At 49.8% G+C, this 9352-nt stretch carries 6 protein-coding genes and 1 pseudogene; 1 reads left to right on the forward strand and 6 read right to left on the reverse strand.

Features of this window, described 5'->3' with window-relative positions; translation table 11 throughout:
• Nucleotides 1-41: 41 nt before the first annotated feature.
• From BUE76_RS14935 to BUE76_RS14955, 5 genes are all read right to left on the reverse strand, one after another.
• Complete coding sequence (locus BUE76_RS14935; protein WP_216820667.1) at nt 42-1511, reverse strand: TolC family protein; 1470 nt, start codon at nt 1509-1511, stop codon at nt 42-44.
• The gene (locus tag BUE76_RS14940; protein WP_073041289.1) at nt 1498-4665 is read right to left on the reverse strand and encodes an efflux RND transporter permease subunit; all 3168 of its coding nucleotides are present in this window, start codon (nt 4663-4665) and stop codon (nt 1498-1500) included. The genes BUE76_RS14935 and BUE76_RS14940 overlap by 14 nt, the downstream gene beginning before the upstream one ends.
• A gap of 167 nt (nt 4666-4832) precedes the next feature.
• Nucleotides 4833-5957, reverse strand: coding sequence for an efflux RND transporter periplasmic adaptor subunit (locus tag BUE76_RS14945; protein WP_073041292.1), 1125 nt, complete (start codon nt 5955-5957; stop codon nt 4833-4835).
• 199 nt (nt 5958-6156) lie between these two features.
• Nucleotides 6157-6579 carry a hypothetical protein gene (locus BUE76_RS14950; protein ID WP_073041294.1) on the reverse strand — a complete coding sequence of 141 codons (423 nt, stop codon included), beginning with the start codon at nt 6577-6579 and terminating at the stop codon, nt 6157-6159.
• Nucleotides 6580-6825: 246 nt separating this feature from the next.
• Nucleotides 6826-7419, reverse strand: coding sequence for a DUF4142 domain-containing protein (locus BUE76_RS14955; RefSeq protein ID WP_073041296.1), 594 nt, complete (start codon nt 7417-7419; stop codon nt 6826-6828).
• 190 nt (nt 7420-7609) lie between these two features.
• Between BUE76_RS14955 and BUE76_RS14960 the strand changes: the two genes are divergently transcribed.
• A complete protein-coding gene (locus BUE76_RS14960; protein WP_073041574.1) occupies nt 7610-8593 on the forward strand; it encodes an aldo/keto reductase in 984 nt (327 codons plus the stop codon).
• A gap of 197 nt (nt 8594-8790) precedes the next feature.
• Here the strand turns inward: BUE76_RS14960 and BUE76_RS25160 are convergent.
• A pseudogene (locus tag BUE76_RS25160) lies at nt 8791-9352 on the reverse strand (glutamine--tRNA ligase); the annotation flags it as partial.

Raw genomic sequence — 9352 nt, forward strand, 5'->3', positions numbered from 1 at the left:
GAAAGGTCCGCCCGGCTCTGCTTTATGATAAGAAACAATAACTAGTTCCAACCTCCGCCTAAAGCGCGGTAAAGATTAACTACTGCCAGAAACTGGTTACGTTTGGTAGTAGCCAGTTCCAACTCGGCTTCAACAACATTTCGCTGTGCAGTGATAACTTCCAAATAGGTGGCATAACCCGACAGGTAAAGGTCTTTGGCTGTACCAACCGCACTTTCCAGCACCTGTGTCTCCTGTTGCTTGATGGTAAACTGCTGCTCCAGGTTGCTGATTTCACTGATGCTGGTAACCACTTCCGTAAAGGCCGTAGTAGCTGTTTTCTGGTATTGCAGCAGGGCTTCGGTACGTGCTGCGGCCACGCGGTTATAATCACCTTTTATTGCGGCCCTGTTGAAAATCGGCGCCGACAATCCTGCCAAAGCACCAGCAGCCAGGGAAGTTGGATCCAACAACCGTGCAGCTGTAAAAGCATTGAATCCAATGTATGGTGTAAGGGTAAGGGCAGGCAAAAAGGCCTTCCTGGCTGCCAACAGGTCTGCTTCAAGAGCCCTCAGTTCCAGCTCTGCCTGTTGTATATCCGGTCGTCTCAGGAGCATGGCTGAAGGCAGACCCGCTTTCAGGCTGGCCGGTACTTGTTGCACCATTAGTGAATTTCCCCGCAGGATGCTTTGCGGAGTCCGGCCGCAAAGCAGGTTGATTTCATTTTCTATTGCTACTACCTGTTGTTTAACGCCGGCATCCAGGGCCTGGGTTCGCAACAGTTGTGCTTTGAACTGCTGAACTGCCAACTCTGTAGCACGCCCCCCTTCTTTCTGGGCTTCCACCACCTGTAAAGCTTCCTGTTGCAACTGGATATTCTTACGCAGGATTTCTCTTTGGCTATCCAGCGCAAGCAACTCGTAATAGCGTCCTGATACCTCCGCCACCAATTGGGTGCGCAGCCATTGCACACCACGCTGGCTTTGTAATACCCGCAACAGGGCCGCCTCTTTCAGGTTCCGCAGCCGCCCCCAAATATCTATTTCCCAACTGCTGCGTACACCCACAAAAAAGTCGGGCATAAAAGGCGCTGGCACTTTTTGATCAGCAGAGATATTGGGCGATTTGTTCAGATCATAATTGCCAACGCCATTCATAGTATAATCGCCAAATTTATCTACCCCTGCCGCTGCCACCCCCTGCACCCTGGGCCGCAGTGCTCCTCTTGTCTGAAGGTAGTTAGCGTTTGCCTGCTCTACCCTTTGCAGGGCGGCAAGTACATCCCAGTTACGGCGCAGTGCCGAATCCAGAAGTTGCTGTAAGTTGGGATCAGATAAAAGTTCTTTATAAGTGCGGTCGGCAATACTGGTTGAATCTGCCGGTGCTGCAAAATGCTGGGGCAAGGCGGGTGTTGCAGCGGGCTGTACCTCCTTCATTGGAGCACAGCCGGTAGCTGCCGAAATTACCAGGGTTACAGCACCCAAGCAAAAGGGCATCCATTTATTTCGGTCATTGCTTTTATATAGTTGCATCGGTAATTACCTCCTTTTTTGTGTTCATCCATTGGCCGCTCTTTTTACCGCTGCCTCTTTCTATACTTTCAAACAAAACATACAATCCCGGTATCAACAACAACCCGAATACGGTGCCTATGAGCATGCCTCCGGCTGCTGCCGTACCAATGGAACGGTTGCCCATGGCCCCTGCCCCGCTGGCAATCATCAAAGGGATAAGTCCGGCAATAAAAGCAAAGGAGGTCATCAGGATAGGCCGCAGCCGGGATGCGGAACCTTCAATAGCCGCCCGCATAATGCTGGCACCTTCCTTTCGCCGCTGGATAGCAAACTCCACGATCAGGATGGCGTTTTTACCCAATAAGCCAATCAGCATTACCAGCGCTACCTGTGCGTAGATGTTGTTTTCCAAACCCAATATTTTGAGGAAGAAAAAGGCGCCGAAAATACCTGTAGGCAAACTCAGGATCACTGGCAAAGGCAACAGGAAACTTTCATACTGGGCCGCCAGCAGCAGGTAAACAAACACCAGGCAGATGATAAAAATATAAATGGCCTGGTTGCCCGATATGATCTGCTCGCGGGTCATACCCGAAAATTCGTAGTCAAAGCCACGCGGCAGCACATCCTTTGCAACCTTTTGAACCGCATCAATCGCCTGCCCCGAACTGAATCCCGGTGCGGCATCACCGGTGATCATGGCAGAAGTATACATGTTATAGCGGGTCAGTTGCTCGGGGCCATATACCCGTTCCAGCTTGATAAAGGTGGAGAACGGCACCATTGCTCCCCGGTCATTCTTTACAAACAACTTCAGCAGGTCTTCGGGCTTGACCCGGTATTCGGGAGCCGCCTGGAGCATGACTTTATACATCTGGCCAAACCGGATGAAGTTAGAGGCATAATAGCTACCCATGAGGGTTTGAAGTGTTCCCATTGCATTGTCGACGGTCACACCTTTTTTGGCTGCCATCTCCTGGTCCACATGGATCAGGTATTGGGGAAAGTTGGGGTCAAAAGAAGAGAAGGCACCCGCCACTTCAGGCGTATTGTTGATGGCCTCTATAAACTTATTGCTTACCGATGCAGTTTGTTGCAGGTTGCCGCTGCCTGTTTTATCCAGCACCCGCAACTCAAAGCCGCTGGCATTGCCAAAGCCGGGCACCGTTGGTGGTGGAAAAAACTGGATGGTAGCATCGCTGATACCACGGGATTTTTCCTCCAATAATTTAATGATATCATTCACCGACTCTTTTCGGTCATCCCAGGGTTTCAGGTTGATCATGCCCATACCATAAGATGCACCCGGAACATCGTTCACCAGGCTATAACCAGCAAGGGTGGACATGGACTCTACTGCCGCAATATCCTTTGTAGCAGCCTGGATTGCGTCCAGCACCTTTTCGGTGCGCTCTACTGTGGCACCTGCAGGGGTGGTAACGTTTACATAAATCATCCCCTGGTCCTCAGTAGGAATAAAACCGGAAGGAAGGAACTGCGAAATGCCCCAGGTACCCAGGAAAAATGCTATCAGCATGGCCAGGGTGATCAGCCTTCGGCCTGCAAGGCGGCGCACCAGGGATGCATAACCTGCTTCCGTTCGGCCATATACTTTATTGAACCCACCAAAGAACCGTTGCAGGAAGCCCTTTTTCGTTTGTCCATGGTTGTTGCGCAGCAGGATGGCGCACAATGCGGGCGTAAGAGTTACCGCATTGATGCCCGAAATGACAATGGAAATGGCCATGGTAAGGGAAAACTGGCGGTAAAAAATACCCACCGGGCCATCTATAAAGGCAACTGGAACAAACACTGCCGACATCACCAGGGTAATAGCAACGATGGCCCCACTGATTTCCTTCATGGCTGCCAGTGTAGCCTGCTGCGGTGGCATGTGCTGTTCACTCATTTTTACATGCACCGCCTCCACCACAACGATGGCATTGTCCACTACAATACCTATGGCCAGCACCAGTGCAAAAAGGGTGAGCAGGTTGATGGAGAAACCCAGCATTTGCATGAAAAAGAGGGTCCCGACCAATGCCACAGGCACCGCCAGGGCGGGAATCAACGTGGACCTGAAATCCTGCAGGAAGATGAACACGACAATGAACACCAGGATGAACGCTTCAATAAGGGTACGGATCACTTCGCTGATGGATGCATCCAGGAAACGCGACACATCGTAGTTAATATTGAACTTCATACCCGGCGGAAATGAGGTTTCCTGCAGCTCCTTCATCCGCAGTTTTACATTGGCGATAACTTCCCGGGCATTGGAACCGGGCCGTTGTTTCATCATGATGGATGCCGACGGGCGGCCATCGGTTTTACTCACCATTGCATAGCTGAAGGATCCAAACTCCACATCAGCCACATCGTTTAATTTCAACACCGATCCGTCTTCATTTGCCCGGATCACAATATGGCCATACTGATCGGGCTCGATGAACTTGCCGGTATAACGCAACACATACTGCAGTACCTGCGGGTCTTTATCCGAACTTTCCCCGGTTTTGCCGGGTGCAGCTTCAATATTTTGCGCTCTTATAGCAGCCGTAATTTCATCAGCCGAAACATTATAGGCCATCATGCGGTCTGGCTTAAGCCAAACCCTCATCGAATAATCCTTGGCGCCCATGATCTCGGCAAAGCCAACACCTTCAATACGCTTCAGCTCCTGCAGGATATTGATATCGGTAAAATTGTACACGAACTTTTCGTCCGCTGATGGATCATCGCTCATGATGTTGAGGTACATGAGCATGGAGTTCACTTCTTTTTCGGTGGTCACTCCGGCTTTGATCACTTCCTCAGGCAATTCATCTAGGATGGTCATCACCCTGTTTTGAACGTTAACCGCAGCCTGGTCGGGGTCCATGCCTGCTTTAAAAAAAATCTGGATCAGGGTGGTACCATTATTCGAGGTCACCGACTGCATATAGGTCATGCCAGGCACGCCGTTGATGGCTCTTTCCAAAGGCGTAGCAACGGCTTTGGCACATACTTCTGCGTTGGCACCGGTGTATTTTGCCGTCACCATCACCGATGGCGGTACGATATCGGGAAACTGGGTTATGGGCAATTGAAAAAGTGCCAACACACCCAACAGGGTTATAAATAAAGAAATCACAAGCGACAGTATTGGTCGCCTGATAAAAGTTTCAAGCATGGGGAAGGTTTGGAATTAAAGAAAAATGCATGTCACCAGGCGTGCAGGCAAATAGCAGCATCAAGCAAGTGTAACAGGAGCCCGTAACTGAATACGTGCCGGACAATTGCTATCCAACCATCATTGCGGATACGGTTGGGAGAAAGCCAGCAATATTTGCCACCTGTTTACAACGCTTGTGCTACTGCCGCTCCAGCCATGGGCTGTGGAATGATCTCCATCCCATCGCGAAGGCTTTGCACGCCTTCAAAAACAATACGTTCTCCTTCCTTCAAACCAGACTGCACAATATAAAAGTGCGACAAGCGGGTACGGGGTACAAAACTTCTCATCCGCACCTTGTTGTCTTTATCAACTACATATACATAGTTCTTGTCCTGGATTTCAAATACCGATTTCTGTGGCAGCAGCAAGGCTTTTTCCACCGATGTTTCCAGGTTCACCTTACCTGTAGCACCATGCTTCAGCAGGTTTTCGGGGTTGGGAAACCTGGCCCTGAAAGCAATGGAGCCGGTGCTTTCATCAAACTCTGAGGCAATTGTTTCAATGGTTCCTTCATGCGGGTAAGCTTTGCCATTGGCCAGTGTTAGTTCAACCGTATTTCTATGGCTCCTGTTTGCCTTTTTAGCATTCAGGTAATTGAGGTATTCATCTTCCGAAATATGGAAATAAGTGTATACCCAGTTGATGTCGGAAACGGTAGTAAGCAGGCTACCCTCTGCTACCAGGCTGCCTGTTTTCAAGGGTATGCGGTTGATGATGCCGGTAAATGGTGCCCGCACCACGGTGTAGGAAAGCCGGGTTTGTGCATCGGTGAGCACCGAGCGGGCTTCTGCTATCTTGGCCCTTTGGGCTTCCATCTTTGCCTTTGCCATCTCCAGTTCCGACGGTGACACAACTTTTTTCTCCACCAGGGTACCCACTCTCTGTAATTCTACTTCGGCGGTCTTTGCTTCGGCAAAGGCGTTACTCAGCGCAGCCTTTGCTTTGGCTACTTCGGTTTGGTACTCTTTGCTGCTCAGTACAAATAGGGTTTGCCCGGCTTTTACGTACTGGCCTTCGTCCACCATGATTTTATCAAGAAAGCCGGTAACACGGTTGCGGATCTCCACGTTTTTCACCGCTTCGATATCAGCCACATAGGCTTTGTGCAACAGGGTATCTTTAGCCAATACCTGTGTTACCGGCAACTTGGGTTTTTCATCATTTTTATTTTCCTGGCTGTTGAGCGAGCAGGCGGACAAGTATACGCCTATTAAGGGTAATGCAAATGCGTGTAGCGTTAGCTTCATTGTATGTGTGTATTAAACCAAATGAAAAGGAGTTGGCACAGAAAGGAGTTCCGGCTCATCACGCAGGTGCAGTGCCTTGAAGGCAAATTGCAGCAGGGGAATATATGGTTGTTGGGGGTGAAGCCAGGTGCCGCCTGCCTACACGGTTAAGGGCATGGCAAAACACCATGCGCGATGAGCCGGAAAAAGAAATGCTACATTAAAAAGGAGAAAGCCTGAAGAGAAATACGTAATAAGGCGGGCGGGTATGCCACTCATCATCCGGCGCCGGTTCATGATCGGGGTCGGCAGCAGGTGGTATCGCAAAATTGAATGGCTTATTAGAGCTTTTACGAACAGCCTGGTGTTGTTGCAGCTGTCTTAAGAGAAAACGTGTTTTGCGCTTGCGCTCGAAATTGTGCTGAAATGTATAAGACCGGTGATGATCTACGCTGTGGTAACCTGCATCCTGGCCAGTGACATCGTCTTGCTGCAGCTTTTGGTAAACTGCGGCATAAGAAGGGATGATACTGCTGCCGGCTTTTTTTGACCCCTCATTTGCATGCACAACCACAGACCACAACATTATGCCGAAGAGCATAATCAGTTTGGCAGGTGTCCATATCCATTTGGTTAAGGTCATGTATTGCAAAGGTTTCGGGTAAGCAGTTGTAACGTGCCCCGAAATTATACAAAGCCATTTTCAATTTTGTTAACGCTTTGTTTAACAATCCTATTAATTGCTTTTGTAATCCACCCATAAATAACCCGTAGTTATAAGCAGAACCCAATTATTGCCTGTCACACAAAAAGGGACAAAGATTCTTCACCATAAAAAAAGCACCGTGATATTCGGTGCTTTTTTTATGTAAAGTATGCTTAGCTCCTGTTACCTGTTTATGGCTTGGGCCGAATCGAGGTGCATACGCAAATGGGGTAAATGCTGGGTAGCAAAGTTCTTCAGGTCGGCATCAGTAGCACCGTTTGATGCACGTTGAAACAGGTCAACGGCTGCCTGGTGTGCAGTTACCTGCATGGCGGCATAAGCCTTATCAAAATCTTTTCCTGTTTTGCCCTGCAATTGGTCGAGCATAGCCTTATGAGGCGGCATCAGGTCGGTAGGCAGGGTAATGCCTTTGTTGCTCGCAATAGTTTTGAGCTGGGTGCTGGTGGTGCCATGGTCCCGGATCATGGTGGTAGCAAAGTTTTTAACCCGGTCGCTGTTGCCGTTTTGCATAGCCATATTGCTCGATTGGATTTCCAGCATATCGCTGCTAGCGGCTGTCATGGCAAAATTCTGGCTCATGGTATCCAGGGCAGCACCTGTAGCAGCGCCTCCGGCGGCTGGTGTTGTGGCCGTACTATCTACCATCGTGTTTTCGCCGGTGGTCATGGTGCCACCATCTTTCTTGTCGTTACCGCCACAGGCCCACATCATTGTGGTGCTGGCAAAAAGGGCTGCGGCTAAAATGTTTTTTTTCATACTGCTTTTTTTATGCGGTTATGGAAGAAAAATCTATGCCAGCAGCAGCAAGCAGCCTGCAGAAAGACTGCTACAGCAAAGAAATAGGATCCCACACAAGAGCCTGATCAACAATAGCAAATGGCTATTGCCCATGAAAAGAACGCCATTATCCAATATTTCCTATCATTGCCCACCAAAAAATACCAACATGAAATACCGCTCTTTTCAAGGCGAACAAATATCAGAAGTAGGCCTGGGCACCTGGCAGCTGGGCAGTGCCGACTGGGGCAATGTTTCAGATGAAACGGCTTTTGCCATCCTTAATGCATATGTGGATGCAGGTGGCAATTTTATCGACACTGCCGATGTGTACGGTATGGGCATTTCCGAGACGGTGATTGGTCGATTTTTGCAAACCCGTTCCGAGCCCCTGTATGTGGCCAGCAAACTTGGCCGCCGCGGTGATGGCGCAAATGGGTGGCCGCAAAACTTCACGCTCAACCACATGCGCAGCGCCGTTCAGGACAGTCTGCGCCACCTGCAACAGGACCAGTTGTTCCTGGAACAACTGCACTGCATTCCCACCGAAACCATGCGCGAAGGCAAAGTGTTCGACCACCTGCGCCAGTTGCAACAGGAAGGATTGATCAAACATTTTGGCGCCAGCGTTGAAACTTCAGAAGAGGCCCTGATCTGCCTGGAGCAGGAAGGTCTTGCCTCCCTGCAAATTATTTTCAACCTGTTCCGCCAGCATGTTGCAGAAGAGGTTTTTGAAAAGGCTGCGGCCAAGGGTGTGGCCCTCATCATCCGGGTGCCGCTTGCCAGCGGGCTGCTGTCGGGCAAATTCAGCAAGGCTACCACCTTTGCACCTACCGACCACCGCAATTTTAATGCAGAAGGCAAGGCTTTCAATGCAGGCGAAACCTTTTCGGGGGTACCCTTCGACAAGGGTGTAGAACTGGCGCAACGTATTGCCTCCATGCTGCCAGACGACCGTACCGCCTCCTGGGCCATTCGCTGGATCCTCGATCACCCGCAGGTAACTACTGTCATACCCGGTGCTTCCAAAGTAGCGCAGGTGCACAGCAATATGCTGGCATCAGCACTGGCACCGCTTGCCCCTGGAGTTCACCAGCAACTTCGCAAGTTGTACGATGGGGAGATTAGGGGAATTATCCGGGGCCACATGTAAAAACGGGGCCGCAGATGAATATGATTGGGAAAAGATTGGTATGACCTTAGGCCATGTAGGCAATTCGGGAACAAGACCAGTTTCTCTTGCGGACTTTTACCCATCGCTTCCGATGTACCAGTTAAACTTACAATACTTGTATAAAATGAAAACGCCGCATTTGATGCGGCGTTTTCTCTTTCTTCATGTGAACTCCATCAGGAGCTTTTTTTCTGCTCTTTGGCCCATCCGTCCTTGAGCGTAACGGTGCGGTTGAACACCAGCCTACCGTAAGTATCTTTCGTATCCAGTGTAAAATATCCTTTGCGCAAAAACTGGTAGCGATCGTCCATGCGGGCATTCTTCAATGCCGGCTCTGCGTAAACGGTTGCAACCACGTCCAGCGAATTGGGGTTAATATAATCTTTGAAATCACCTTCTTCGCTGCTGGGGTCTTCTACTTTGAATAGCCGGTCGTAGAGGCGTACTTCGGCGGTAACATTGTTGTTGGCCGACACCCAGTGCAGGGTTCCTTTTACATTGATACCGGAAGTATCATTGCCGCTCTTGCTTTCCGGGATATAAGTACAACGCAACTCGGTAATTTGCCCGGCTTCATCTTTCACCACTTCATCGCACTTGATGATATAGGCATGTTTGAGGCGCACCATGCCTCCGGGGAAAAGGCGGAAAAATTTCTTGGGAGGATTTTCCATGAAGTCATCCCTTTCAATGTATAGTTCCCTGCCGAAAGGAATTTCACGGGTTGCGCTGTTGGGG

It is taken from the genome of Cnuella takakiae (genome assembly GCF_001953305.1).
In the GTDB taxonomy this organism is placed as follows: domain Bacteria; phylum Bacteroidota; class Bacteroidia; order Chitinophagales; family Chitinophagaceae; genus Flavisolibacter; species Flavisolibacter takakiae.

Bases quoted from the DNA above. Each gene is read 5' to 3' on its own strand.
- BUE76_RS14935 (WP_216820667.1), bottom strand. From the start codon at position 1,511: ATGCAACTATATAAAAGCAATGACCGAAATAAATGGATGCCCTTTTGC.
- BUE76_RS14940 (WP_073041289.1), bottom strand. From the start codon at position 4,665: ATGCTTGAAACTTTTATCAGGCGACCAATACTGTCGCTTGTGATTTCT.
- BUE76_RS14945 (WP_073041292.1), bottom strand. From the start codon at position 5,957: ATGAAGCTAACGCTACACGCATTTGCATTACCCTTAATAGGCGTATAC.
- BUE76_RS14950 (WP_073041294.1), bottom strand. From the start codon at position 6,579: ATGACCTTAACCAAATGGATATGGACACCTGCCAAACTGATTATGCTC.
- BUE76_RS14955 (WP_073041296.1), bottom strand. From the start codon at position 7,419: ATGAAAAAAAACATTTTAGCCGCAGCCCTTTTTGCCAGCACCACAATG.
- BUE76_RS14960 (WP_073041574.1), top strand. From the start codon at position 7,610: ATGAAATACCGCTCTTTTCAAGGCGAACAAATATCAGAAGTAGGCCTG.